This window comes from Sphingomonas sp. MMS24-J13 (genome assembly GCF_044905095.1).
Classification (GTDB): domain Bacteria; phylum Pseudomonadota; class Alphaproteobacteria; order Sphingomonadales; family Sphingomonadaceae; genus Sphingomonas_I.
The window spans coordinates 2,881,063-2,904,817 of record NZ_CP173258.1; the positions used below are offsets into that span (position 1 = coordinate 2,881,063).

Here is a 23,755-nt window from a genome sequence, read left to right on the forward strand (position 1 = left end):
GCATGTTGACCGCCATCGTCCGCTGGTCGCTTTCGCGACCCTTGCTCGTCGCCGCGGGCGCATTGCTGCTGCTAGTCTACGGCGCAGTGGTGCTCCAACGCACCAAATTCGACGTCTTCCCGAATTTCGTGCCGAGCCAGGCCGAGATCCAGACCGAGGCGCCGGGCCTGTCACCCGATCAGGTCGAGCAGCTCGTCACCCGCCCGGTCGAGCAAGCAGTCAACGGCGCGGCGGGGGTCACCTCGGTCCGGTCGGAATCGATCCAGGGGCTGTCGATCGTTACCGTCATCTTCGCCGACGGGGTCGATCCCTATCGCGCGCGGCAAGTCGTAAGCGAGAGCCTGAGCGGCACCACTGGCACCTTGCCCAAAGGGGTCGATGCGCCGCAGGTCACGCCGCTGACATCGGCGACGATGGATCTGCTCGAGGTCGGCTTCACCAGCGACAGGCTCGATCCGGCGGCGCTGCGCGATCTCGTCCAGTGGCAAATCCGCCCGCGCCTGCTCGCCGTGCCCGGCGTAGCACGCGCGACCGTCTATGGTGGAACGGTACGGCGGATCGAGGTCCAGGTCCGCCCCGACGATCTTGCGGCGCGCGATCTGGCGATTGGCGATGTCGCGATCGCGGTCCAGCAATCGACCAGCGTGATCGGCGGCGGCTATATCGATACGCCGCAGCAGCGCCTGCCGGTCGAGCCGCGCGGCCAGGCGCGGACCGCGGCCGATATCGCGGCGGCGCCGTTGCCGGCGGCATCCGGAACGCAGGCTGCGATCGCGCATGTCGGCGACGTCGCGACCGTCACCGAAGGCCCCGCCCCCAACAACGGCGACGCGCTGATCATGGGTAAACCAGGCGTGCTGATCAGCCTGTCGAGCCAATATGGCGCCAACACGCTCGAGGTGACCCGCGCGGTCGAGGCCGCACTCGAGGAATTCAGGCCGGTGCTCGCCAAACAAGGCGTGACGATGAATGCCGGACTGCATCGGCCCGCCAATTTCATCGACACGGCCTTACGCGGAATCATGGAGGATCTCGTGATCGGCGCGGTGCTGATCGCGATCGTGCTGTTCCTGTTCATGCGCAACATTGCGGCGGTGTTGATCTCGTTCGTCAGCATCCCGCTGTCGCTGCTCACCGCCATCATCGTCTTCGATCGCTTCGGGGTGACGATCAACACCATGACCTTGGGCGGCATGGCGGTGGCGCTCGGCGTGGTGGTCGACGATGCGATCATCGATGTCGAGAATATCATCCGCCGGCTGCGCAGCGCGCCCGAGGGTGCGATGCCGCCTGCCACCATCCTCGCCGCATCGGTCGAGGTGCGTGCGCCGGTCATCTACGCCACCCTTGTGGTGGCGCTGGTGCTCGCGCCGGTGCTGATGCTGAGCGGCCTTCAAGGGGCTTTCTTCGCCCCGCTCGCGACTGCCTTCATCCTCGCGACTCTCGCCTCGCTCGGCGTCGCGGTGGTCGTCACGCCTGCGCTCAGCCTGATCCTGCTGCGCAACGCCCGCCTGCCCGAGGAGCCCGCCCCCTTGCGCTGGCTCAAGGCGCGGATCGGCGACTTCCTGCTGCGCTTCATCCACAGATCGCGGATCGTCATGATCGGCTCGATCGTCGCGGTGCTGATCGGCGCGGCGGCGACAGCGACCTTCACCACCGAATTGCTGCCTTCGTTCAAGGAAGGCCATTTCGTGCTCGGCGTCTCGGGCCCGCCGGGCACCTCGCTCGAGGTGATGCGCAATTATGGCGTGCATATCACGCATGACCTGCTCGCTATTCCCGGCATCCAGAGCGTCGAGCAGCAGATCGGCCGCGCGCAGGGCGGCGAGGATACGTGGGGCACCGAAAAATCCGAATTCCATGTCGAGCTCGCCCCCGGTCTATCGGGCGCGCGGCAGGACCAGATCCAGGACGCAATCCACACGGTGCTCGATGCCTATCCCGGGCTCACGACCGAAGTCCTGACCTTCCTGGGCGACCGTATCGGTGAATCGCTCTCGGGCGAGACCGCGTCGCTGGCGATCGGGATCTATGGGGCGGATTCCAACACGCTCGACCAGGTCGCCGATCGCGTCGCTGCGGTGGTGAAGACCGTGCCGGGATCGGTCGACGTCCAGCGCGCGACCCCGCCGCAAACCCCGGTCGTGCGCGTCACGGTCGATCTGCCGCGCGCCGCCGCGCGCGGCGTGAACCCGACGGAAATCGTCTCGGCCGTCCAGACCGCCTATCAGGGCAATCCCGCCGCACAGATCTTCCGCGAGGATCGCTCGATCGACGTCGCGCTGACCCTGCCACCCGATCTGCGCGACACACCCGAGGCGGTCGGCAATCTGCTCGTGCGATCGGCCGCGGGCGCGACGATGCCGCTCGATCAGGTGGCGACGGTCTCGCTCGACCAGAGCCGCACCGTGATCGCGCATGAAGGCGGCCGGGTGCGCGAGGTGGTCACCACCAACCCGCCGCCGCAGGAGGCCGGCACGGTCACCGCCGCAGTCCGGCAGGCGCTTGCGGCGCAGGCGAAATTGCCGCCGGGCGTCTATCTGGAGTATGAGGGGACCGCGGATGCCGCAGCGTCCGCCCGCAACGAATTGCTGCGCAACATCGGCTTCGCGATCGTCGGCATGATCGCCCTGCTCGCGATCGCGTTTGGCAGCGGGCGATCGGTGGCTTTGATCTTCGCATCGGCCCCGCTGGCGATGATCGGTGGCGTGGTCGCGGTGTTGTTGACCGGGCGGCTGCTGTCGCTGGGATCTTTGGTAGGCTTCGTCACCCTGTTCGGTGTCGCCGCGCGCAATTCGATCCTGCTGCTCTCACATGCCGAACATCTCGTCGCGAGCGAAGGGCGGAGCTGGTCGATCGAAACGCTTGTTCTCGCGACGCGCGAGCGGATGACCCCGATCCTGATGACGGCTTTGGTAACCGGCCTCGGCCTGCTCCCGCTCGCGATCGGCAGCGGTCAGGCGGGCCGCGAGATCCAGGGACCGATGGCGTTCGTCATCCTGGGCGGCCTGGTCAGCTCTACCGTGACGACCCTGATGATCATGCCGGTGCTGATCTGGCGTTATGCGCGGCCGACCGAGGCCTCTTGAGGATGTAATCGTACGGCAGCCTTGCCGCGACTGAGGATAGCGACGGGGTCGTTCGCCCCGTCGCTACCACCCATCAATACGCCGCCGACAGTGTCAGGAACCACTGGCGCGGTGCGATCGGATAGGCCGAATAATTGTTGGTGGCCGATCCGATCGAGATCGACGACCAGCCCTTCTTGTCGGTGAGGTTGGTGACGTTGAGCGCGATCTCCGCCTTGCGCAGCGGCAGGAGATTCTCCGGCACCTTCGCGGCAATGCGCAGCGAGGTCAGGAAATAGGACGGCACGCTCGCATCGTCGGTGAAGGTCGCAAAGCGACGGCCGACGAAATCGCCGATGCCCTGCACCTCGAACGGGCCGACCGACAGGGTCGCGACCGTCTTGTTCATCCACTTCGGCGTGCCCGGAAGCTGCTTGCCGCAGGTCGGCACGACGCCGCCGACGACGAGATAGCCGCCGATGCAGGTGCCGGTCGCGGCACCGATCCCGGTCGCGGTCGACGTGTAATCGCTCTGATACTTCGAGAGATTGTACGACGTCGCATTGTAGAGCGAGAAGGTGCGGCCGAAACGCAGGGTGAAGGCCGCATCGACCCCGTCGGTATGGACGTCGCCGACATTGACGAGGATCGAGGTACCGCCGGTGATGCTGCCACCGGCGATGCCACCGGGATTCGTCGAGATCGCCAGCAGGCGATTGTTGAACACGACGTGGTAGTAATTGATCTGTGCCTCGAACCCGACACCGTTTCCGAAATTGCGGTGCGAACGCAGGCCGCCTTCATAGGTCCAGCTGCTCTCGGGCTTGCCCTGATCGGCGAACGCATTGAACGCGCTCTGGCTGCCCGTGAACCATGGGCCGCCGCCGCCGGCCAGATAGGCCTGATACTGGCGCAAGTTCTTCTGGACGTTGAAATAGACCTGTTCGTTGCCGGTCACGTCATAGGTCGCGCCGACCGCCGGCAGGAACCAGCGCAGCGTATCGATCTTGCCCTGCGGCAGGCCGCCGGTGAGGCCCGAGAGCGAGCCGGCGACCGGCTGCACCGGGAACCAGCCATTGGCCCATTGCGCGCTGGTCTTGAAGCCCGCCTGGACGAGCAGGCGATCGAACGGCTGCCACGTATCCTGCAGGTGAAGCTGGAGTTCGTTGATCCGCGCCTCGCCCTGATATTGGGTGAAGAGCGGCTTCCCGACATCGAGCGGACGGATATAGGGCGTGCTCGACGACGGATTGTTGACGTCTACGGCATACCAGCGGCGCCATTGGGTCGTGCTGTTATGCTCGAACCAACCGCCGAGTTCGATCTTGTGGTGGCCAAGATCGAGGTTGAGCGCAGAGACCACGCCACCGCGATCGATGCGATATTCGGTCGTGCGCGTGATCAGCCCCGATCCGCCGGTCGCCGCGACCAGAGCCGCGCCGGCCGCCGCGCCCTGCGCCGCGGTAAGACCCGTGCAGGCCGCCGGCAGGATGCCGTTCGAATTGCCACCAAAGCGGCAATTGGTCGGAATGGTCGTATAATTGGGATCGAGATAGGGCTGCGCGGTCGTGATCGACTGGCCGAGCGGGCCGGCAACGACACCGGCGCCGTCATTGTGGTGATAATAGCCGGTCGTCGACCAGGTGACCTTGTCGCCGAAGCGCGCGTCATAGCGGGCGTAACCGAGATAATCGGTGCGCTGCGCATCCGAATAATAGTTGCGGTAATTGCCGCCGACCGACGACGGCGAATTGCCGAGCGCGCTCAGGTAGGATGTCCGGTAGGTGCTGAAGTCGGGATAATAGAATGGCTTGGTATAAGGCGTGTAGAGCTGGACCGCGCTCGCCGTGCCGCCGGCCGAGGGCTTGAAGAAAACGGTCGCGTCCTCGTTCGGCTGGGTCATGTCGTTATAGTCGAAATAGAGCGTGAGCTTGCCGAAGCCGCCGTCGTGGACGAACTTGGCGTTAGCCTGATAACCGCCCTGGATACCGTCGAAATCCCAGGCGCGGGCATGCTGGCGCGCCGCAGAGATATAGGCCGAATTCTCGCCACCGGGCCCGAACGCGCCGCTGTCGATGCGGACGAAGGTGCGCGACGTGCTGTAGCTGCCGAATGTCTGCCCCGCCTGGATGCTGAACTTGGCCAGCGGGTTCGACGAATAGGTCTCGACCGTGCCGCCGAGATTGCTATTCGATGCGGTGGCGAGATCGCCCGCCCCCGTCGCCACGACGACCCGGCCGACATTCTCCGAGATTACCGCGCGCTGCGGCGAGAGGCCGTTATAATTGCCGTAGCTCTGGTCCCCGAGCGGGATGCCGTCCATCGTGTAACCGAGCTGGTTGGCGGCGAAACCGTGGATGAAGATCTGCGCGTTCTGCTCGTTATAGCCCCACGGATCGGCGGTGATGTAGAGCACGCCCGGCAGCGTCTGGATCGCTTTGAGCGGCGAGACGCCGGGCAGGATCTTCTGGATCTCCGTCTGCGGGATGGCGGTGGCCGAGCGGGTCGATTTGACCGCGGTGACGGTGATCGTCGAGGCGTCGTCCAGGGCGGCGGGCGTCGCGTCCGCGGCAGGCGCCGGCGCCGGATCGGCGGCGATCGCCATGTCGGCGGCGAACAGCGCGCCGGCGAGCGCCAGCAGGCTCGTGGTGGATCGGATCATGGAAGGTCCCCTTCGATGCAGTCGTTGCTGCAGTGCAGAATAAGGGGCCCTGTGGCCGCGGATCGTGCCAATCTCGCGTCAGTTTGGTTTCAGGTACGTGACAACCCACCACCGTCATTCCCGCGCAGGCGGGAATCCATATTCTCTGGAACGCAAGAGTCAGATGGTTCGGAGGTTATGGATTCCCGCTTGCGCGGAAATGACGAGTTGGCCGTCTATTCGTGCCGCAACGCGTCGATCGGATTGAGCCCCGCCGCGCGCCGCGCGGGAAAATAGCCGAAGATCACCCCGATCATCGCCGAAATCGCGAATGCGATCAGGTTGATCTGCGCTTCCCACAGGAAGGGCACCTTCATCAGGAAGGACAGGCCGAAACAAGCAAGGAAGGCGAGCACCAGTCCGATCAGCCCTCCGAGCGAGGCCAGCACCACCGCCTCGACCAGAAACTGGAGCAACACCTCGCGCGCGACGGCGCCGATGGCAAGGCGGATGCCGATCTCGCGTGTGCGCTCGGTCACCGAGACCAGCATGATGTTCATGATCCCGATCCCCCCGACCACTAGCGAGATACCGGCCACGGCGGTGACCACAGCGGTTAGCTGTGAGGTGGCGTTGCCGAGCGCATCGGAGATTTGCTTGGTGTCGAGGATCGAGAAATCGTCGGCCTTGCTACCTGTGATGTTACGGCGCTGGCGCAGCAGCTGGCTGATCGAATCCTGGATCGTGCCGCTGTCGTAGCGCGGATCGACCGCGACCATGATCATCTGGACATTGTGATTGCCGGTGTAGCGCCGCTGGACGGTCTTGTACGGCATGATCACCGTATTGTCCTGATCGCCGCCGATCCCGCTCTGCCCGCGCACTGCGAGCAGGCCGATCACCTCGCAGCTGACATTGCCGACGCGTAATTGGGTGCCGATCGGCGCATCGTTGGGATAGAGATTGGTCTTGACCGTGTTGCCGATGATGCAGACCGATTTGCCGGCCTGTTCCTCGGCCGAGGTAAATGCGCGACCACCGGTCAGCGCCCATTGCTGGCCGGCAAGATAGTCGTCGGTGGTGCCGTTGATCGAGACCGACCAGTTGGCGGCGTTACGCACCGCGGTCTGCGACGACTGGACCTGTGGTGCCACCGCGGTGATCCCACCGATCTGGCCGCGGATCGCGTTCACATCTTCGATCTTGAACGGCTGCGGCTGAGCGCCGCCGCCGCGCCCGAAGCCCTGCCCCGGCAGGATCGTGACAAGGTTCGATCCCAACCCTGAAATCTGCGACTGCACCGAACGCGTGGTGGCATGGCCCAAGGTTACCATCGTCACCACCGCCGCGACGCCGATGACGATGCCGAGCACGGTCAGGAACGAGCGCAGCAAATGGCGGCGGATCTCGCGCAGCGACAGCATGATCGTGGTGAGCAGCATCAGGCCGGCACCGCGCCCACGCGATGCCCGGTATCGATCCGCTCGACCAGCCCATCCTTGAAATGGACGATGGTGCGCGCGAACGCCGCCATTTCGGGCTCGTGCGTCACCATCAGCACGGTGATGCCGCTGGTCCGGTTGAGATCGGTCAGCAGTTCCATGATCTCGATCGAGCGCTGGCTGTCGAGATTGCCGGTCGGCTCGTCGGCCAGCAGCACATCGGGATGGGTGACGATCGCGCGCGCGATCGCGACGCGCTGCTGCTGGCCGCCCGAAAGCTCCGCGGGAGTATGGTCGTGCCAGTCCGCCAGCCCGACCTTGTCGAGCGCCGCCATGGCGAGATCGTGGCGCACTTTCCGCGCCTCGCCCCGATAGATCAAAGGAAGCTCGACATTCTCGAGCGCGGTGGTGCGCGCGAGCAGGTTGAAGCCCTGGAAGACGAAGCCGAAATAGCGCCGCCGCAGCAGCGAGCGCTGGTCGCGATCGAGCCCCTCGACATGGACGCCCTTGAACAGGAAGGTCCCCGTGGTCGGCACGTCGAGACAGCCGAGGATGTTCATCGTCGTCGATTTGCCCGATCCCGACGGGCCCATGACGGCGACGAAATCGCCGCCCATGATGTCGAGATCGACACCTTTGAGCGCCTGGAACGCGGCCGTGCCCTCGCCATAGCGCTTGGTGACGCCCTTGAGCGAGATGAGCGGATCGACCATTATTGCGCGGCCGCCGCCGTCAATTGCCCGGTGATTACCTTGAGCCCGGGCTGGATACCCGCGCCGGAGATTTCAGTGAGCGAGCCATCGGTATCGCCGGTCGTCACCGGCATCGCCTTGGGCTTGCCGTCGGCGCCCACGGTCCAGATCTGCTGGCGGCTGCCGCGCCCAAAATCGGCGGTCTGCGATCCATTGTTGGCGCGCCTTATCGGCGGTGCCATGATGACGCCCTTCTGGGCGCCCCCCGACGCGGTCGGATTGAAGCGCAGCGCCGCATTGGGCACCAGCAGGACGTTCGTCTTGTGCGCGACCGTGATGGTCGCGGTGGCCGTCATGCCGGGCTTCAGCAGCAGATCCTGGTTCGATACCGACAACACCGCGGTATAGGCCACGACCGTGCTGGTGGCGGCGACCGTGGTTCCGGCGCTGTTGACCTGCGGCGTGGCGTTGGCGCCGAGATCGACCCGGGTAACCGTCGCCGGAAAGACCCGGCCGGGATAGGCATCGACCGTGAACGTCGCCAGCGCGCCCTCGCGCAGTTCGCCGACATCGGCCTCGTCGACCTTCACCTCCAGCTTCATATGCGCCAGGTCTTCCGCGATGGTGAAAAGCGTGGCGACGTTGAAGGTCGCCGCGACCGTCTGACCCGGCTCAACCTGTCGCGACAGCACCACCCCGGTAACCGGCGCATAGATCGTGCCCTTGGACAGGCTGGTCTGATTGGTCGATACCGTCGCGCGCTGGAGCGCAACCTGCGCCTCGGCCGCTGCGACGTTGGCAATCGCGCGCGCATAATCGGCACGTGCAGTATCCAGCTCGGTCTGCGACGGCACCTTGCCCCCCGACAGCTTGAACACCTGCTCCAGGCGCGCGAGATTGGCCTTGGTCTGCGCGACCGTCGCCCGATTCTGCGCCACGGTCGCGATCGCTGCCTGCAACGACGCCTGGCTCTGGACGAGCGCATCGTGCAGCCGTGAGAGATCGAGGCTGGAGAGCGGCTGGCCTTTGGTCACGCGATCATTGTTCTGGACATAGACCTTCTCGACCAGCCCCGATTCCTCCGAGCCGACATTGACCTGCTTGGTCGGCGCCAGATTGCCGGTGGCCGAAATGGTGACGGTCAGATCGCCTCTGGTGACGGGATTGGTCGCATAGGACGTCGGCTTGGCCGGCGCGAAGCAGCGCGACAGCAGCAGCAGCAACAATACGATGCCGACTGCGATCGCGCCCCATTTCAGTATGCGGCTCCGCATCGTCGTCGTCTTTGCCCCGAGGAATTCATCGATATCCGGTTCGCTCATGAAGGGGATCCGTTCGTTTCGGGCGATGCCGGCTGCCAGCCGCCGCCGAGCGCAAGATAGAGCTGCACCAGCGCGAGCGCCTGATCGGACTCGGCGCTGGCGAGGGCATCCCGGGCCGACAACAAAGTCTGCTCGCTCTGCAGCAAGGTGAGGAAATCGGTCAGTCCGGCGCGATACTGGCTGCGCGCGAGGATCGCGGCGTTGTTCGAGGCATCGACCGCGATCGCCAATTGGGTCTGCCTCTCGCGCGCGGCGTTGAGCGCCTGCGTGGCATTCTCGACATCCTCCAACCCGCTGAGGACGGTCTGCTTATACGTGGCGAAGGCGATATCGGCACCCGCCCTCGCCGAGCGGGCCTGCGAGCGCAGGCGACCGGCATCGAAGATCGTCTGGGTCAGCCCGGCGAACAGCGCACCAGTGACGATATCGGTGAGGCTGCCGACCCGGCTGGCGGCGGTGCTGAGGCTGCCGGTGATGTTGAGTGCAGGATAGAGCTGCGCCTTGGCAACCCCGATCTGGGCGGTGGCGGACGCAAGGCTGCGCTCGGCGGCGCGCACATCGGGGCGCTGGCGGAGCGTATCGGCGGGGATGCCGACCGCGACGCCGTCCGGCCCGTGGGGGATCGGGCCGAGCGCGGCGATCGTCTGCCGGAGCGAACCCGGCGCCTGCCCGGTCAGCACGCCGAGCCGGCTGGTGGCATTGACCAGGCTGTTCTGGAAGAGCGGGATCGAGGCGGCGGTTTGCGCGCGCTGCGCCCGCGCCTGCTCGACATCGACCGAGGAGACGAGGCCGGCTTTGACTCGCCAGCCGGCAATCTCGAGATTGTCGTCCTGCGTCTTCAGCGTATCGCGCGCGATCGCGAGACGGGCCTGCGCCAGCCGCGCGGTGATATAATTGGTCGCGACCTCCCCCGCGACCGAGGTCCGGATCGCCGCCAGATTGAACGCGGCATTGTCCGCATTGGCGCGCGCCGCTTCGATCGAGCGTCGCGTTCCGCCGAAAATATCGACCTGCCACGAGGCGTCGAGCCCGAGCGACAGCTGGGTCGTGGCCGAGTTGCCGCCCGTCTGGACGACCGTGCCGCCGACGTTGGTCGAGGTGAGCGGCGAATAGACCATATTGTGGGTGACGCCGGCCGATCCGGTCAGCGACGGGAACAGCGAAGCGCTCGCCTGGATGAGCGACTCGCGCGCCTGGATCAGGCGGCCTTGCGAAACCGCGATATCGAGATTGGCAGCGGTCGCGCGGCCGATCAGATCGGTCAGGAGCGGATCGTTGAACTGCCGCCACCAGAGCGAAAGATCGACCGGTGCGGCCGGCACGGTCTCCACGCTGTATGCCGCCGGCACGTTGAGCGATGCCGTTTGCGGCGGGCGATAATCGGGCCCAACCGCGCAACCGCCCAGCAAGGCGGTCACGACAAGAGCGAGGCGGGTTTTCGGCATGTTCATCCCCGCACGAACAAGGCGATCGCCTGCGCGACGATCGCATCGACCCGCTCGGGCGTGACCCGCCCGCCATCGGGTGCGAGCGCCGACGGGACCATCGGCAACGAGATCGACGCGAACATCATCCGTGCGAACAAGACAGGATCGGTCGCGTTGACCACACCGGCGCGGAAGGCTGCGGCGAAGATCGGCCGGCAGGCGTCACGGAAAGGGAGGATCAGCCGCTCGACCAGGATATCGAGCCGCTCGTTGGGCTGCCCCGATTCCTGCATGATGAAGGCCGGCACCTCGCGCCCGCGCGCGCTGACCTCGGCATAGAAACGGACGAAGCGTCGCATCGCCTCGGCGGGATCCTGCGCGGCGAACGCGGCGATTTCGGCCAGCTTGGCGCGCCCCTCCGCCTGCCGCTCCGCGAGGAAATCGACCACGGCGAGCCATAGATCGGCTTTCGATCCGAACAGGCGCGCGACCAGCGCCATATCGACCCCGGCATCGGCCGCGATCACGCGCAACGACGTCGCTTCGTAACCATTGCGTGCGAAAGCCGAGAGTGCGGCGGCGAGAAGCGCTTCGCGCCCGGAGACGGCGCCGGCCGGGCGGCGTCCGCGCGGCCGGGCAGGCACCGCCGTATCGACCGCGGGCTCAGCCCTTTCCTGTGCAGCAACGCGGGTCGACATCGACAGGCTGGCCTTAAATCATCACTAGATGACTTAGTGCGGCCTGACCGGGCCTTGAGTCAAGTGCAGTCTATCGCATCTCGTCACGCCACCGAAATGTTTTCGGCACGTGACGAGCAGGTTGGTATCAGCCGTAGATGCCGAGGGTGAAGCCGATGGCGCGGCCGAAGAAGACGACGAGCACCCAGAAGAAGAGGGAGAGGCTGGCGGCGATCTTGCCGCCGAGCGGGATCGCGCAATCGCTGTCCCACTGGGTGACGGTCTTCCAGGTCGAGCTGTGGAAGATCGCCATGTTGATGCCTGCGAACGCCATGCAGATCATCTTGGCGATGAAATAGGGGTTGTGCGCGTAGCTGGTCGCCTTGCTGACGAACAGGAGCGATCCGGTGATCGCCGCCAGCACGAACGCACCCCAGGTGAAGGGCAAGGTATCGCGCGACATCAACGTCACCGCCGTGTCGCGCGAGGCAGCACCGAGCAGGCGAAGGTCCATGACCGCGATCGTGCCGATCACGGTGACGAGCGCGATCACGTGGATCGACTCGATCGTCGGGAAGGCCCAGCTCAATTCGGCAATGTAGACGCCGACCGACGACGCCTCGAGCGACTGCCACAAACTCTGAAGGATCATCGTAAACCCCTAAACCGGCGCGTAGGCGATCCAGCGCCCGCAGAAAATGATGGCGAACCACAGCAGGATGACGAGCACCGCGCCGACCCGCACGGCGACGCGCCCGTCATGCGACATCTCCCAGCGCGCCATGTTGCGACGGACGCTGGAGTGGAAACCCGCGCTGACGAGAATGGCGAGGATCACCAGCCCCATCTTGATCCAGAAGATCGGATTGACCAGCTCGCGCACCGGCTCGCCGACGATCATCCCGATCCCCGAGACGATCAGCAGCAGCAGGCACCACCAGATCCACGGCATGTAGCGCCGGATCGTCTGGCTCATCGTGCGGCCCTTGCCCGTGAAACCCAGGATCCGCATGTCGATCATCAGCACCGATCCGAACGCCCCCGCGATCGACAGGATGTGGATGTTCTGCATGACCGGGATCGCCCAGAAATGCGACCCGATCCACAGGCTGGCCTTCGTTTCCGAAATCCAGAGCGAAAGATTGACGATCGGCGTCGTGCGCAGCCACTCGGTGAATGCGAACAACAGATCACTGATAGACATCAGACTGCGTCCCTATGCTTCATTAGATACGGCGAGAGGATCCCGTGCTTCGCGGTCCCGAGAAACCCGGGGAGGTCGAAGCGCGGATGATGTCATGTCGGCTGCCGCGTGGCGCCTTAAGCGCAGATGCACCGGGGGCCTGTCACGTTTCTTACGGTTCGCAGACGTTAAACACCGTTACAAAACATGTTTTAAGATGGATATATCAAATAGATATGGATTTTTTTGCGGCATTCGGCAGGTTCCATCCTGCACGCCTGAACGTCGCCGACCACGCCCGCGATACCGTAAACAACATTCACCCGCCGTCCGGCGATCGGCATAGGAAATGCGGTTCCGGGCAGCGTTCCTCCCGTTCGCTTCTCCCCGGTCCAGCGATCGCACGGTGACCCATCGCCGTGCGATTGCCCCTCCTCTTGAGCGTGGCCGCCGACGAAGTCGGGGCCACGCTTTTTTTGGCTTATTGCTTGATTGGGGTCGCGCCGGCCTGCGGCGGCAGCGGAAGCTGATCGGGGAAATGGCCGGGCGCAGCGCCGGGGCGCCAAAGGCGATCGAGCTTGAGCCGCCGCGCCAGCACCAGCCTGCTGCCAAGATTGAGCGTGCCCAAGGTGCGCACCTCGTACAGTGCCTCGAAATCGATGGCATTGCCGGTGCGCGCCGCGATCTGATCGAGCTGGCCCTTGTCGGCGGCGATCTCGCCCGCCTGCATCACCGCCGCGTCGCGCGTGCCCGAAATCACGATGATGCGATTGCCGAGCGGTCCCGGGAAGCTCGCCAGATAGGCGTAATCGCGCCGCGGCGCGCGATTGCCGTTCACCTGCTCCCAATCCGACACGTAATGCTTGCCGCTCTCGCGATCGATCAGTTCGTCATAGCTTTTGCCCACGGTGAAGCCCGACGCCTCGAACGTGCCGTCGCGGATCAGCCCGAGCCCGCTCAGAAAGCCGACGTAGACGATGTTGGAACCCTTCATCGCCTCGGGCGTGAGGCGCGACATCGATATCACCCACGGCCGCCCGACCGCCGCGTTGCGGGCGATCCCGTTCATCAACGGCAGCACTTCGCGCATCGCGTAGCCGGTGCTGACCGGCAGGTAATGCAGGTCCAGATCGACATAGCGGCCATTGTCGTTGGGGTGGACCATCAGATATTCGTCGAGATCCTCGCGCGAGTTGATCGAGAATTCACGAACGAGCCGCGTCACCTGGCTGGCGTTGGCCGCCTCGCCGAAAAGGTAATAATCGCCCGTGACGAGGAAGGTCATCCGCCGGCTGGCGGCGAGCGATTGCCACAGCGGCGTCTTCACCAGCGGATCCTGATCCACCGAGGCGCCGCGCAGCCCCCAGACGACCGGGCCGATCGCAATCCCGATCGCCAGCGCAAGCGCGAAGCCAAGAGGGATCGCCCACGACGGAAGCACGAAACGCCGCGGCGCCGGGGGTACCTCGATTAGCTCTGCGGGCGGTGTCTCTACCTTCACTCCGGCTTCGGGGTTCGGCCTTTCCACCACGATCCGATACTCACCGCGCGGAATGACGAGCCTGTCGCCGGCGGTGCCGGCATAGACCTCATCGAGCTTCTTGCGCAGCCGATGGATATGGACGCGTACCGACGCATCCTGCGCGACATCGAACTGAGAATCCTTGCCGAACACCTCCTGCGCGACCTCGATCTCCTTGGGCGAGCGGCCAGCGAGGCTTTGTCGGAGCAGGAATTCGAAAAGGCGATTGATGATATCAGAACGGCCGATATTGCCGCTGGCGCGCAATCGGTCGGCGAGCGCGGCTATCCCTCGCTGCTGATCGTCCGGGCCATCGTCCATCGGGCGGCTTTAGACAGGTTGTGAAGGGTCGCGAAGCGATATTCGCTCAGCCGCGCGAGCCTTGCGCAGGACGCAAATGCCGGGGCAGCGCTTCAGCCGACGAGGCGTTGGGGGACCGGCTGGCGGAGGGGAAGCATGCTGAACGGCTCCGGCCGGCGGCGCTCGGCCATGCCCGCGATCCGCGCGACCACATCCGCCGCACGTTCGGACGACGGCCGCTCGTCGAGATCGAAGCTGTAGCGGAACAATTGCTCCTGGATCGGCCGGAAGATCGTCCCCTGTTGCTTGCGTGCCCGCGCCAGCGCCTTGCCGAGATCGGCGACATCGTCGAACACCGGCCCCGCCGCCCAATGCGCATAATTGGGATCGCCCTGCCAGACCGTCCTGTGGGCATCGGCGAACACGCATGGACGAGGCCGCAGCAGGAACTCATACACCTGGCTGCTGACGTCGCCCAGATAGATGTCGGCACGGTTCGTATAGGCCATCGTCGTCGAGGCGCGGCTGCCGAGATCGACAAGGATGTTCGGCGAGGCGAGATGCCGCTTCTGCACCCCTCCGGGCCGGGCGAGGCGCAACTTGTCGATCGATACGACCAAAGGCCGCTCGAACAGCATCACATGGGGCGCAAAGATCAAACGATATTCGTCCTGATCGGCGAACCAGTCGAGGATCTGGCGACCCCATCTGTACCATGACGACAGATGCGGCGAGACGTGCGGATTGTAGAGCACGACCGGACGATCGTCGTCGGGAAAGCCAAGCCCGGGCATGTCGCCGTAAAGGTCGAACTTCGGATAGCCCACGATCGTGATCCGACGCGGATCGACCCCGGCATGGCGGACCAGCCGGTCGCGGACTTTCTCACCCGACACGAGCACATGATCGAAGCGCGCGCTTTCGGGATTGAAGCCGATCTCGCGATCGCCGGCGCCATGGCGGGTATGGATGATCTTGAGGTGATCGAGCCCATACCGGCTCTTGAGCACGAGCGAGGTCTTCTCCGCCACGACGAGCACGTCGAGTGAGCGGAAGAAATCCAGATTGTCCTTGTAGACAAGCAATTTGGCCGAAGGCGCGATCGCCCCGCTGACCCGCGCCAGCGCTTTGCTCAGCGGGCTGTTGAGCGTCAGCCGGCGATGCGAAACCGCCCCTGTCAGCCTGTCGCCGGCAAGCCTCGCCACCTCGGCCTCGAGCCGGTCGTTGGTGGTGGCCAATATGATCTCGGCGTCGGTCTGGGTCCGGGCAAGCGCCAGCGCGATGGGCAGGCTATGCGCCACCTGGTGGATCTGATCGTGATTGAAGAGGAAACCGATCCGCATATCCAATGGACGACACCGAAGCCGCGCACCTCAGTTCGATGGGGCGCTTGATCGACCCTGTTTCGTTGCGCCTCAGGCAGCTCGCGCGATATCGCGCTGCGCGCGCAGCTTTTCGGCATAGGCTGCGAACAGATTGTCGAAATGCGCATCCATGCTCTGGACGGACGAAGCGCCGAGCGCCGCGGCCGCGCGCTGCGCGGCGGGATCCTGGGCCACGAAGCGCCCGATCGCATCGGCCAGCGAAGCGCCGGAGCGCGCACGATATATCTGCCCCTGCCCGGCCACGAACTGATCGACCGCGCCGCCTTCATCGGGCACGATCAGCGGCAGCCCGCTTGCCTTGGCTTCGGCCGCCGCCATGCAGAAGGTTTCGGCTTCGCAGCCATGGATCAGTGCATCGGCGCTGGCGATGATGGTGGCGAGCGCAGGGCGATCGGTTACCGGTGCGCCCAGATGGACATGCGGATTGTTGCTGGCCTCACGGATCACACGCGCGCGATCGCGGCCATTTCCAAGGATCAGCAGCCCGACCGGATGATCGAAGCCGGCAGCCTTCACCGCATCGATCACCATCGGCCATCTCTTTTCGGCGCCGAGCCGGCCGAGGCCGAGTAGCAGGGTCGCGTTCGGACCGAGCCCGCATTGCGCGAGCATCTGCGCGCGCAGGCCCTCATCGCGCAAAGCCGGCGAAAAGATGCCGGGGGTCACGCCCATCGGAATGGTGACCGCCTTCTGCAGCCCCCCGGCGCTCAACCGCGTGGTGAGGCTGTTGCTGGCGCTGACGACCATATCGAACTGATCGTCGAGCCGACGCAGATGCCGCCAGAACCAGTCGAACCCGCGATCGATGACATGGCGCGGCGCCATGCCCCCGAACCAGCGATACGCATAAGCCGCCAACGGATCGGCATGCATCACCAACGAGCGCAACGCCGGCCCGCGCCAGCGCGCGACCATCGACGCGCTCGACCAGGGTGACGAGGCTTCGACCACATCGGGTCGCAGCCGATCGAGCAAGGCATGGAGTGCCGGCTCGTCATCGAAATAATGGTAGCGGCGATCGAGCGGGAAGCGCGGTGCCGCGACCGTCATGATGTCGCCACCCTCGCAGCGCGCGACCAGAGCATCGCCCTCGCCCGGCGCCACGACGATGATCTCATGCTCGCCCGGCCGCGCAGCACGCAGTTTACGCTCGATATAGGTTTTCACGCCACCGCCCTGGGGCGCGTAGAAAGCGCAGACATCGACGATCCGCATGGGCCTATTCTCCCAACGGCCTGAGCGAGAAGAGGCCATGCCGGTAATTCATGACAATCCGGATATAAGACGGTCCCAACCCGACCGTCGCGCTGGCGGCGCTCGCCATGGGTTTCGACCAGCCGATCTTCGGATTGCCGGCGAAACCGATCCCATCGACCGAGAGGCCGAATTTTCGGTTCGAATCGCGATCGTGAAGCAGGCTGAGGGCGAACGTGCCGGCCGAAGGCGCGCGGATGCACATGACGACGTCGCCGGTGCGCGGCGTCTCGATCTCGACGCGCGCGAACGGCTTGCCGGCCTGGACCAGCAGATTGTCGTCGGTCAGGAAATCATCGTCGTTCGCAGGATAGAGTTCCAGCTTCAGCCGGCCGCGGCGATCCTTGAGACCGGCGACCGAAACGATGAACGACGGCCCCTGCTCGCCGGGGCGACACTGGCCCGCAGCCTTGCCGAGATCGGGCGAGGACGCGATTGAGTGGGCCAGAAGAAGCGCCACCGCGATCATCTGTCGGCGGCGGGCTTGGCCAGTTCGGCCGCCCCGAGCAGGCCACCGACGACGAGGTGGGCCGCCAGGATCAACGATGCCATCAGGGTGACGGCCGATACGATCTCGACATCGGGGCCGACCAGGAAAGCGGCCATGCCCGCGAACACGACATCCTTGTTCGGCAGGAAGGGAAGGCGCGAAATGAGCTGACGAAACGTGCCGAGTAGCAGCCACCAGCTCAAGGCCACCGACGGCAGCAGCATGTGCCACATTACCGCCGCGAGCAGCAGCATCACGGTGATGCGGGCGGCATGGATCGCGGCGACCACCCACAATTCGCGCCGGGGCAAGGTGAACAGCCGCTTGCGCAGCACGAGCGCGCCGAGCGACGAAAGCAGGATGAAAAAGGTAGAAGCGACGAAAGCGCGCTTGTTCATGCCGAGCTGGAGCGCACCGAACAAAGGCGACGCGGCAACGACCAGCAACAAGGTGAAGACGTTGCCCATGATCGCGCTGAGCACCGCCACGTCCTTGATCGCGCCGAAGGGTGCGGTCGTGATCCGGGTACGGCGGCGCGCCCACGCGTAGAAATAGACCTCGCCGAGATAGCCGAGCAGGATTTCGTTGCTGACGATCTTGCGCATCAGCGCGCCGAAGCCTTCGAGCGGCAGCGCCCAGAGCCTGCGGAAGATGATCCACTCCGACACGGGCGCCGCGAAATAATAGGCCGCGAACACGATCCAGAAGGTGATTCCGGCCGGGATCAGGCCGAACAGATTGGCGAAATCGATGGTCCGCAATTCGTAGGCGACCATCATCAGGATCAGGATCGAAACGGCCGATCCGGCCCAGCGGGTCCAGTTGCGCCCCCCCTGAATCAGCGGCTCGAGTGAAACCGGTGGAGCGGGGATCCGATCGGGCTCGGCACCCTGCCCGACATTGGCCTTGAACGTAATGGCATCGACATTGGTCGACATAGGTAAACAATCTCCGATGCCTGTGTGACGCTCTCGACCCGCCGACGCCTCAGTTCGCAGGTGCGAAAATTTTCCCTTTTACGCTCATCCGACGGAGCTGTGACATTGTCGCGACATATAGTCCAGCCGCACGTTCAAGCGTGAATCGTTCGGCTTGGGCAAGGCTCAAATGGTCACACTGACAGCCTTTACCTGAACGGGCGATTGCTTGAGCGAACATCGTTTCGTCGCCGACGGCCACGAGTTCGCCGAGTTTACCACCTTTGAGCAACGCCTGCATGCTTCGACTGCAATCGGTGGCGATTATGCTCAACTTTGCTGCCAGTGCTTCGAGAACGACTGCCGGCACGCCTTCGTAGTTCGACGACAGCAAAAGCGTGTCGAACTCGTGCAGCAGACTCGCCGGATCGGGCATGTAACCGCGAAAGTCGATGCGATCCCGCAACCCCAGCCGTGCCGCCAGCGCCTCTAGTTTCGGCCGCTCGGGACCGTCCCCGATCAGGACGAGGCGATCGGCCTCCTGCGCGCCGCGTGCGAAAGCACGTAACATCATGGCGATATTCTTCTGGGGTGCGAGCCGCCCGACCGCGACGAAGCGACGCCCCGGCAGGCGATCCACTGGTGCGGACGGCCTGGCTCTGAGGCGGGCGATCAGCGCGGTGGTGAGCGCCGGATCGGGAATGGTGGTGATGCGCGTCAGCGGAATGCCGAGCCGATCGCGGATTTCCGCCACCATCGGATCGTCCATGCTGACGACATGATCGAACGCCTTGCCCTTCATCCGCAGCCAGAAATGATAGGAGGCACGGCCCGCTTTGGGCATGTCGCTGCGATCGAGATCGTTGCTGATCTTGGCGAGGATCGGCGGGCATTTCCGGCCGAGCAACAGCCTCATCGCGATCGCGACGATCGCATAGGTGTTGCCGGCGCAGAACAGGATATCGGGGCGCTGTTCGCGGATCGCCCGCGGCAGTGCCCGGATCATCCACAATGTCTCCCAGCGCGCTGAGCCGAAACGGGGTGGTGGGGGGCTGATGACGTCGAGCCCCGCGCCGACGTCGTGACGCATCGCGCCGTCGAGCCGCCCTATGAAGAGAGGCGCGTCGACCCCCAGTTCGCGCCAGCGCCGCACGAGCCGCAACGCGATCCGTTCGACGCCCCCGGGCTCGAAACTGTGCAGAAACGTCAGAACACGCAGACCATGGCCAGCCGGTTCGGGCGGTGAAAAATGTTGCACCATGGACCCCCAATGACGCGAAGACGTCCAGCGCCCGGCAAACCGCAGTCCGCCGCGTCATCGTCGAATCTGGAAATCCCCGCGGGGATCATGCCCTATGCGTGTTGCAGTACGGCGTCGGGGGTGGGGTCAAGCAAATCGGCATAGCGGCCGGCCCGATGTGTCTGCATCAGGCGCGCGACCGCCCGTCCGATGCTGGCGACCAGCACCGGGACGTGGATATCGCCGGGATGCACCCCCAACCGTGCCACCGGCAGCCGGCCCAGCAACAGCGGCAAAGCGCGCGCGGCCAGCAAAGACGAGGCGATGCGCGCGCGGCTGCGGCTGGCCCATGTCAGGACCGGGCCCTTGCACAGCACCTGTTGGGTAAGCGGGTTCCAGACCTTCATATGATCCTCCGCGAGCGCGAACCCGCATTGGGCCGCCGCCGCCAGCGCGCCAGGCCCGTAGAGCCAGGCCGGCGCGATGAAGCCGGTCGCGCTCCGCCCGATCACATCTTCGATCAGCGACCGGCCGGCACGCATGCGCTCGAGCGCGGTCGCGAAATCGAGCCCGAGAAACTCGCCCTCCCCTGCAGTCATATGACGCGCCTTGAACTGCGTGAGCGCACCCCGGTGCGGCGAACGATCGAGGTGGTAGAAACCATGGACGAAGATTTCGGCGCCCTGATCCGCCCAGTCGCGTAGCCGCGAAGCGAAGGGCGATCCGGGGATGATCGGGGCCTTGTCCCAATGGTTGGGCACGACCAGCAGGGCGATCCGGTCGACGGGTGCATACTCGCCGAGCAGATCGCGCAGGCGATCGACCTCGCTTTCGAAGCGCGGCCCGACATCGTGGATCGAGAGCAGCAATCTCTTCGTCGTCACCATGACAATCCTGCCGACAGCGTCAGCGTCCTTGGCCGCAGCGGTGTATATTGACGCCCTAGCATGATCGAGAAGGGATTGCCGAACGCGAAGCTATCGCCCTGAACATTCAGGATATTATCTAACTTTAGGCCCATCGTCAGGCGATTGCGGGTCGCGAAGATGCCGGCCGAATTGGTCACGTAATTGCCCATCTTGCGATCGAGATTGTCGTCGAGCGCCAGCCGCGCCGCGCCGATATAGTTGGCCTGCGCCGAAAGCTGCGTGACCCAATCGGCAAGCCGGAACCGATATTGGGCCGCTAGCCGTGCGGTAAGGTCGGGCGTCACCGGCAGGCGGCGGTCATGCAGCGCCACCCCGTCCTCGGTATCGGTCAGCTTGGCATCGACATAGGTGGCGCCGGCCGAAAGCTGGAAGCGTGCGATCGGGGTCCAGCGCCCCGACGCTTCGATTCCGTAGATCCGGCCATTGCCGGCGTTGCGGGTGGAGATCAGCCCGTTCGGCAGCAGATAATCCGACTGGATATGGTCCCAATCCGTATAGAAGATCGACGCGCTGTAGGTGAGCTTGTGGCTCGGCGTTTCGCTGCGGATGCCGAGATCGAAGGTGCCCAGATCGTCGGAATTGAACCGGCCCAACGCCTCCAGCCCGGTCGGCGCCAATCCGCCCGGGCGCACCGCGCGGGCATAGCGCAGGTAGACGATGGTCCGGGCATTGGCGGTCCATGACAAGGACAGGCTCGGCGAAAGGAGATTCTGCGTCACGCGCTGCGATCGGCCGCCGGCCTTTTCGTTTGCCTCGTCCTCGGCGATCGTGCGGAACAGCCGGGCACCGGCGGTCAGGTCGATCCTATGGAATAATGGCATGATCGTTTCGCCGAACACCGCCAGTTCGCGCACGCGGTGATCGATATTCTCGACTTCGATCGTGCCGTTGCCGGAGGTGATCGTAGCCAGGTTCAGGCTGGTCGTGTCGAGATAGGAGAGGCCCGCGAGCCAGTGGGACGAATCGAGCGGCGAGATGCGGATCTCGTAATTGGCGATCGTATATTTACGATCGTCGTAGAAGCGCGAATTGCCGGTCAGGCCGAACGACGCCGAGGCGTCGGACGAATCCAGCGTATAGTTGACGTCGTGGTCGACATAGCTTGCCGCCGCGAGCAGCTTGAGTCCGCCGAGCCGCCCCTGGATCGTCGCAGCCACGACCTTGAAATCGTTCTCGGCCGGCTCCGGAATCCGCGCCTGCCGTTTCACCGTGTCGGACGTCAGGACATATTGGCTGTCGTGCGAATTGACATCCTGAAGCGTGCCCGACAGGTCGATCGTCCAGCCCGGCGCAGGCGCCCAGCGCAGCGCCACTCGCCCACCCGCAGTGGTGGTGGCGTTGGCGTCGTCGTTGCGGCCGATATTGTCGATCCAGCCCGCATCGCTGCTGGCATAGCCGACCACGCGCAGCGCGAGCTTGTCCTTGACGACCGGCAGGTTGACGACCCCTTCCCCGCCACCGCCGTAACCGCCCTCGCCGACATCCTGCCCGCTGACGACGACGCTGCCGTCGAACGTGGTAAGATCGGGCTTGTGGGTGACGACATGGTAGATGCCGCCGAGCGCACCCGATCCGTGCAACGGCCCCTGCGGCCCCTTGAGGATCTCGACCCGCTCCATATCGACCAGGCGCAGATCGGGATCGGGCGCGTCGAAGGTGACGCGCGCCTCGTCGAGTTCGACCGTGACGGTCGATTGGCTCGGCCCGTTGAACGGGCTGTCGGCGACCCCGCGGATGAATTGCCGGTTCCGCCCCGGCCCGAGATTGGTCAGCGCGAGCCCCTCGACCGACAGCGAGATGTCGCGGCTGGTGGGCGGCGTGAGATTGCTCCGGAGATCGGCGAGGTTGACGATCGCCAGCGAGAGCGGAACGTCACCCACCGGCTGTGATCGCTTCTGTCCCGTGACGACGATCACGCTGGGCGGCAACTCGATCGGCGGCTCCGGCGCGGGCGCGATCGCCGGCTGCGGCCCGAGCTTGAGCGGCGTGCGCGCCGCCGGGGGGCGGCAAAACGGCAATCGGACGCTGGATGCGGTAAGCAGTCGGCCCGACGCGCACTGCCTGGTAGCCGCTGCCGGAGAGCATGCGGCGTAAAGCCTTGGCCGGCGTCATCGTCCCACTGAGGTGCTTGACCGGGAAAGCGGGCGCCCCGTTTTCCCAGCCGATCGAGATACCCGCGGCTTGCGCCATCGCGGCCAAAGCCGTTTCGGCGGGCCCCGCCGGAATATCGAACCGGACCTGGCTTTCGGGTGGAGCGACCGGCGCGGCGGTTAGTTCACCGGGCGCGAGCAGGAATAAGGCGCACGCCATGGCCGTCTGCCTCATAGGATACCCCCATGAGGTCAGAAACATTCTCGAACAAGCGCGAACCATCGCCAATAGTAAGCACCCCGGAGAATAAGCGGTCCTTGATCGCGCGATCGACGGTCACGCTCTTACCCGAGTAGCGCGCCAGATCGGCGGCGACCATGGTCAATGGCATATTGTCATAGACGAGCCGCCCCTGCCGCCAGCTCCCGACATCCCGGACGGCGACGGTAGAGACGCGGGTTGCGTGATCGGCGCCGCCGGCCATCAATTGCTGCCCGGCCGATACGCGCGTCGGCGTGCCGCCACCGGGGGTAACCGATAGATTGCCCTCGGACACCGCGACCGAGACCATCTCCTGCGCGAGGTTCACGCCGAATTTCGTGCCGATATCGCTGACCGCATAATCGCCGGCCTGAATCGACAGCTTCCGGTTAGGATCATGCTCGACCGCGAAATAGGCTTCGCCCTGCGCAAGACGCAGCTTCGCCGGATCGCCCCCGAGCGCAATCAGCTTCGTGCCCGGCGCGAGATCGACCGCCGTTCCGCCGCCGAGCGCGAGGTGGCGCGTCTGGCCGGTCGTCGTGATGTAGACCGTATCGGGTTGCTGCCACAGGACCGGCACCGCGGCCGCCACCGCGATGGCGGCCGCGATGGATCCATAGAGCCACGGCCGGCGCTCGCGGCGCACCGGCACGGGGGCCGGCGCAATCAGCGGGCGGAGATCGTCGGCACGTTCATCGACGACCCGGTCGAGCAAGGCGATCTCGTCGAACGCCTGCGCGTGGGCCGGATCGGCTTCGAGCCACGCCAGATAACCATCCCAATCGGCATCGTCATGGGCAAGCGCCTGCTGCCAGGCAATCGCCTGATCCAGCATCCGTTCATCGATGTCCGACCGCGCGCTCATGGCGACACTGTCCCTCGAACCATTCCCATCGCGGGGAGGACGTCAAGCA

The 23,755-nt window shown here is 65.1% G+C and carries 19 protein-coding genes; 1 reads left to right on the forward strand and 18 read right to left on the reverse strand.

Features of this window, described 5'->3' with window-relative positions:
* The first annotated feature begins 2 nt into the window (after window positions 1-2).
* The gene (locus tag AB4Z44_RS13345) at window positions 3-3,089 is read left to right on the forward strand and encodes an efflux RND transporter permease subunit (RefSeq protein WP_404710186.1); all 3,087 of its coding nucleotides are present in this window, start codon (window positions 3-5) and stop codon (window positions 3,087-3,089) included.
* Window positions 3,090-3,162: 73 nt separating this feature from the next.
* Here AB4Z44_RS13345 and AB4Z44_RS13350 read toward each other — a convergent pair whose 3' ends face one another.
* The 18 genes from AB4Z44_RS13350 to AB4Z44_RS13435 all read right to left on the reverse strand — a co-directional run bounded on the left by AB4Z44_RS13350 (window position 3,163) and on the right by AB4Z44_RS13435 (window position 23,706).
* Complete coding sequence (locus tag AB4Z44_RS13350; RefSeq protein WP_404710187.1) at window positions 3,163-5,730, reverse strand: TonB-dependent receptor; 2,568 nt, start codon at window positions 5,728-5,730, stop codon at window positions 3,163-3,165.
* A gap of 215 nt (window positions 5,731-5,945) precedes the next feature.
* Complete coding sequence (locus AB4Z44_RS13355) at window positions 5,946-7,151, reverse strand: ABC transporter permease (protein ID WP_404710188.1); 1,206 nt, start codon at window positions 7,149-7,151, stop codon at window positions 5,946-5,948.
* Window positions 7,151-7,864 carry an ABC transporter ATP-binding protein gene (locus AB4Z44_RS13360; RefSeq protein ID WP_404710189.1) on the reverse strand — a complete coding sequence of 238 codons (714 nt, stop codon included), beginning with the start codon at window positions 7,862-7,864 and terminating at the stop codon, window positions 7,151-7,153. Before AB4Z44_RS13360 ends, AB4Z44_RS13355 begins: the two co-directional genes overlap by 1 nt.
* A complete protein-coding gene (locus tag AB4Z44_RS13365; RefSeq protein WP_404710190.1) occupies window positions 7,864-9,165 on the reverse strand; it encodes an efflux RND transporter periplasmic adaptor subunit in 1,302 nt (433 codons plus the stop codon). Before AB4Z44_RS13365 ends, AB4Z44_RS13360 begins: the two co-directional genes overlap by 1 nt.
* Window positions 9,162-10,610 carry an efflux transporter outer membrane subunit gene (locus AB4Z44_RS13370; RefSeq protein WP_404710191.1) on the reverse strand — a complete coding sequence of 483 codons (1,449 nt, stop codon included), beginning with the start codon at window positions 10,608-10,610 and terminating at the stop codon, window positions 9,162-9,164. Before AB4Z44_RS13370 ends, AB4Z44_RS13365 begins: the two co-directional genes overlap by 4 nt.
* A gap of 2 nt (window positions 10,611-10,612) precedes the next feature.
* The gene (locus AB4Z44_RS13375) at window positions 10,613-11,290 is read right to left on the reverse strand and encodes a TetR/AcrR family transcriptional regulator (RefSeq protein WP_404710192.1); all 678 of its coding nucleotides are present in this window, start codon (window positions 11,288-11,290) and stop codon (window positions 10,613-10,615) included.
* 127 nt (window positions 11,291-11,417) lie between these two features.
* A complete protein-coding gene (locus AB4Z44_RS13380) occupies window positions 11,418-11,921 on the reverse strand; it encodes a DUF6644 family protein (protein ID WP_404710193.1) in 504 nt (167 codons plus the stop codon).
* Between the two features lie 9 nt (window positions 11,922-11,930).
* Window positions 11,931-12,473, reverse strand: coding sequence for a DUF6644 family protein (locus AB4Z44_RS13385; RefSeq protein ID WP_404710194.1), 543 nt, complete (start codon window positions 12,471-12,473; stop codon window positions 11,931-11,933).
* A gap of 460 nt (window positions 12,474-12,933) precedes the next feature.
* Complete coding sequence (locus AB4Z44_RS13390; RefSeq protein WP_404710195.1) at window positions 12,934-14,295, reverse strand: helix-turn-helix domain-containing protein; 1,362 nt, start codon at window positions 14,293-14,295, stop codon at window positions 12,934-12,936.
* A 92-nt stretch (window positions 14,296-14,387) separates the two neighbouring features.
* A complete protein-coding gene (locus AB4Z44_RS13395; RefSeq protein WP_404714231.1) occupies window positions 14,388-15,617 on the reverse strand; it encodes a hypothetical protein in 1,230 nt (409 codons plus the stop codon).
* Between the two features lie 72 nt (window positions 15,618-15,689).
* The gene (locus AB4Z44_RS13400; protein WP_404710196.1) at window positions 15,690-16,874 is read right to left on the reverse strand and encodes a glycosyltransferase; all 1,185 of its coding nucleotides are present in this window, start codon (window positions 16,872-16,874) and stop codon (window positions 15,690-15,692) included.
* Window positions 16,875-16,878: 4 nt separating this feature from the next.
* Entirely contained in the window at window positions 16,879-17,382 is a 504-nt protein-coding gene (locus AB4Z44_RS13405) for a DUF2141 domain-containing protein (RefSeq protein ID WP_404710197.1), read from the reverse strand.
* Window positions 17,379-18,341 (reverse strand): hypothetical protein, encoded by a 963-nt coding sequence (locus tag AB4Z44_RS13410; protein WP_404710198.1) that lies wholly within the window; start codon window positions 18,339-18,341, stop codon window positions 17,379-17,381. Before AB4Z44_RS13410 ends, AB4Z44_RS13405 begins: the two co-directional genes overlap by 4 nt.
* A 49-nt stretch (window positions 18,342-18,390) precedes the next feature.
* Complete coding sequence (locus AB4Z44_RS13415) at window positions 18,391-19,581, reverse strand: glycosyltransferase (RefSeq protein WP_404710199.1); 1,191 nt, start codon at window positions 19,579-19,581, stop codon at window positions 18,391-18,393.
* Between the two features lie 92 nt (window positions 19,582-19,673).
* Window positions 19,674-20,447, reverse strand: a complete 774-nt coding sequence (locus tag AB4Z44_RS13420) for a DUF2334 domain-containing protein (RefSeq protein WP_404710200.1) — start codon at window positions 20,445-20,447, stop codon at window positions 19,674-19,676.
* Window positions 20,441-22,369 (reverse strand): TonB-dependent receptor, encoded by a 1,929-nt coding sequence (locus AB4Z44_RS13425; RefSeq protein WP_404710201.1) that lies wholly within the window; start codon window positions 22,367-22,369, stop codon window positions 20,441-20,443. The genes AB4Z44_RS13420 and AB4Z44_RS13425 overlap by 7 nt, the downstream gene beginning before the upstream one ends.
* Entirely contained in the window at window positions 22,362-22,799 is a 438-nt protein-coding gene (locus AB4Z44_RS13430; RefSeq protein WP_404710202.1) for an STN domain-containing protein, read from the reverse strand. Before AB4Z44_RS13430 ends, AB4Z44_RS13425 begins: the two co-directional genes overlap by 8 nt.
* Window positions 22,765-23,706, reverse strand: a complete 942-nt coding sequence (locus AB4Z44_RS13435) for a FecR family protein (RefSeq protein ID WP_404710203.1) — start codon at window positions 23,704-23,706, stop codon at window positions 22,765-22,767. The genes AB4Z44_RS13430 and AB4Z44_RS13435 overlap by 35 nt, the downstream gene beginning before the upstream one ends.
* Between the last annotated feature and the right edge of the window lie 49 nt (window positions 23,707-23,755).

Bases quoted from the DNA above. Each gene is read 5' to 3' on its own strand.
- AB4Z44_RS13345 (WP_404710186.1), top strand. From the start codon at position 3: ATGTTGACCGCCATCGTCCGCTGGTCGCTTTCGCGACCCTTGCTCGTC.
- AB4Z44_RS13435 (WP_404710203.1), bottom strand. From the start codon at position 23,706: ATGAGCGCGCGGTCGGACATCGATGAACGGATGCTGGATCAGGCGATT.
- AB4Z44_RS13355 (WP_404710188.1), bottom strand. From the start codon at position 7,151: ATGCTGCTCACCACGATCATGCTGTCGCTGCGCGAGATCCGCCGCCAT.
- AB4Z44_RS13365 (WP_404710190.1), bottom strand. From the start codon at position 9,165: ATGAGCGAACCGGATATCGATGAATTCCTCGGGGCAAAGACGACGACG.
- AB4Z44_RS13350 (WP_404710187.1), bottom strand. From the start codon at position 5,730: ATGATCCGATCCACCACGAGCCTGCTGGCGCTCGCCGGCGCGCTGTTC.
- AB4Z44_RS13390 (WP_404710195.1), bottom strand. From the start codon at position 14,295: ATGGACGATGGCCCGGACGATCAGCAGCGAGGGATAGCCGCGCTCGCC.
- AB4Z44_RS13405 (WP_404710197.1), bottom strand. From the start codon at position 17,382: ATGATCGCGGTGGCGCTTCTTCTGGCCCACTCAATCGCGTCCTCGCCC.
- AB4Z44_RS13410 (WP_404710198.1), bottom strand. From the start codon at position 18,341: ATGTCGACCAATGTCGATGCCATTACGTTCAAGGCCAATGTCGGGCAG.
- AB4Z44_RS13420 (WP_404710200.1), bottom strand. From the start codon at position 20,447: ATGGTGACGACGAAGAGATTGCTGCTCTCGATCCACGATGTCGGGCCG.
- AB4Z44_RS13360 (WP_404710189.1), bottom strand. From the start codon at position 7,864: ATGGTCGATCCGCTCATCTCGCTCAAGGGCGTCACCAAGCGCTATGGC.
- AB4Z44_RS13380 (WP_404710193.1), bottom strand. From the start codon at position 11,921: ATGATCCTTCAGAGTTTGTGGCAGTCGCTCGAGGCGTCGTCGGTCGGC.
- AB4Z44_RS13370 (WP_404710191.1), bottom strand. From the start codon at position 10,610: ATGCCGAAAACCCGCCTCGCTCTTGTCGTGACCGCCTTGCTGGGCGGT.
- AB4Z44_RS13415 (WP_404710199.1), bottom strand. From the start codon at position 19,581: ATGGTGCAACATTTTTCACCGCCCGAACCGGCTGGCCATGGTCTGCGT.
- AB4Z44_RS13375 (WP_404710192.1), bottom strand. From the start codon at position 11,290: ATGTCGACCCGCGTTGCTGCACAGGAAAGGGCTGAGCCCGCGGTCGAT.
- AB4Z44_RS13385 (WP_404710194.1), bottom strand. From the start codon at position 12,473: ATGTCTATCAGTGATCTGTTGTTCGCATTCACCGAGTGGCTGCGCACG.
- AB4Z44_RS13400 (WP_404710196.1), bottom strand. From the start codon at position 16,874: ATGCGGATCGTCGATGTCTGCGCTTTCTACGCGCCCCAGGGCGGTGGC.
- AB4Z44_RS13430 (WP_404710202.1), bottom strand. From the start codon at position 22,799: ATGGCGTGCGCCTTATTCCTGCTCGCGCCCGGTGAACTAACCGCCGCG.
- AB4Z44_RS13395 (WP_404714231.1), bottom strand. From the start codon at position 15,617: ATGCGGATCGGTTTCCTCTTCAATCACGATCAGATCCACCAGGTGGCG.